This window comes from Pseudactinotalea sp. (assembly GCF_048594945.1).
Lineage (GTDB): Bacteria > Actinomycetota > Actinomycetes > Actinomycetales > Beutenbergiaceae > Pseudactinotalea.
The window spans coordinates 1-1,869 of record NZ_JBMDXJ010000547.1; the positions used below are offsets into that span (position 1 = coordinate 1).

At 71.8% G+C, this 1,869-nt stretch carries 2 protein-coding genes; both read right to left on the minus strand.

The genetic code is table 11. From position 1 onward, the window contains the following. Positions 1-726: DUF222 domain-containing protein (locus tag ACOJSN_RS24845; RefSeq protein WP_420115163.1), on the minus strand; the 726-nt coding region annotated here is incomplete at its 3' end. A 195-nt stretch (positions 727-921) separates the two neighbouring features. Then, a partial coding sequence (locus ACOJSN_RS24850; RefSeq protein ID WP_420115164.1) for a helicase-related protein occupies positions 922-1,869 on the minus strand: 948 nt, incomplete at its 5' end.

The following is a 1,869-nucleotide window of genomic DNA, read 5'->3' on the forward strand; positions in this document are numbered from 1 at the left end:
TCCATCCGGCCCGCGCTGCTGACGAAGATCGTCCAGAGCGCGGAGCAGGTCGGGGTCGGCGAGCAGTCCGAGGGCGACGGCGCGCAGGATCGGCTTGGGGCGGTCATCACCGACCTGCTGCAACCAGCCCGCGATCTGATCCAGACGCCGGTCCAACCGCACCGCATCCGCAGCGGCGAGACGACCGGTGACATCCGCGGCACCGGGCTCGGCCGGGGACATCCGCACCCACAGCGAGGCGGCGACCCGCTGCTCGGCCTCGGCCGCACTCTGAGGCCCCCGCACCGTGAGCACGGCCTGATCGGTCACGCTCGTCAGCCTCGACATCGGCACCTGCGCCGCCATCGGCACCGGACCGGCACCGGTGTTCCGGGGCGTGCACAGGCGTTCCTCGACCAGTCTGGCTTGCTCGAGCGGCAGGTCCCGGGTGCGGTGGGCGATCACCTGCGCCCGCGCGAACGACAGCTGCCCGCACCGCACCGCCCCCGCGACCTGCCGCAACCGGTACGCCAGGTCCAACACCTCCGCACACAACCGCGTCGCCGCAGGCTGCGTCAGCCCCAGCGCGGTCGCGACCTCACACACCGCGAACTCCGGCACCACCGGAGTCCCCCGACCACCCAACCGGACCGCCTGCTCCACCCCCGGACCCGGTACCGGCGCCTGCCATTCCTCGGAAACCTCACCCAGGTACTGCGCCAGATGATCCAGCCGCACCCCCTCCATCCGCGTCACCTCACGATCAGCCGCAACAGCAGCACGCAACGCGCCGTCACCAACCAATCCCAGAGGGAGAGCATCCATGAGAACCACTACACCACCGACCACCGACATTCCCCCGAAGCGGGGGAAAATCAACGAAGCAGGGACGGGCCCACCTCACCCGAGCACCGCCGTCGAGCATCACCCGACGACCGCGAGTCAGTCGCGGGGGCGAGGACGACGCGAGGGCGGCGTCGACGACGAGCGGCGCTGCGGGCGGCCGGGCCGACCGCCGTCGGGCCGGATCTTGAGTGCCTGACCCGCCACGCGAGCCGTGCCGATGCGACGGCTGCTCTCGGGCGAGAGCGGTGCGGAGATCTCCACCAGCGAGAACGAAGAGAAGATCTCGATCTTGCCCACGTCGGAACCACGGAGCCCGCCCTCGCCGGTGAGCGCGCCCACGATGGCGTTGGGGCGCACGCCATGGTGGCGCCCGACGTCCACGCGATACACCGTGCCGGATCCGCCACCGCGGCCGTGCTCACCACGGCTGGGGGAGTGCTTGTGATGCTTGGAGGAACCACGCTCCTCGTTGCGCTCCTTGGCCCGGCGAGCGGCCCGGCTAGGCGGCGCGTCGTCGAACGACGTCTCGTGTGGACGCAACTCGTCGCCGTCGCGGTCGCGAGGCTGCGGGCCGGCGTCACCGACACCGAGGGCGAGGAGCGCGGACGCCACCTCGAGCACGTCGCCGCCGTTCTGGGCCAGCATCACCGCGAGCCGCTCCCGGTACAGCTCGAGCCGCCCACGGCCGAGCCGCTCGGGCAGCTGGGCGAGGAGGGAGTCGGCACGGTGCGCGCTGACATCGGCGGGCGTGGGGATCGGCACCTCGGTCACCTTCGCGCGGGTGGCCCGCTCGATGGCGTTGAGACGGTGTCGCTCCTTGGGCGTGAGGAACATCAGTGCGGTGCCGGTGCGCCCGGCACGACCGGTCCGCCCGATGCGATGCACGTAGGCCTCGGTCTCTCTCGGCACGTCGTAGTTGACCACGAGCCCGATGCGGTCCACGTCGAGGCCACGCGCGGCCACATCGGTGGCGACCAGGACCGCGAGGTTGCCGGTGCGGAGCCGGTCGACGATGCGCTCACGCTCGGCCTGTGGCACGTCGCC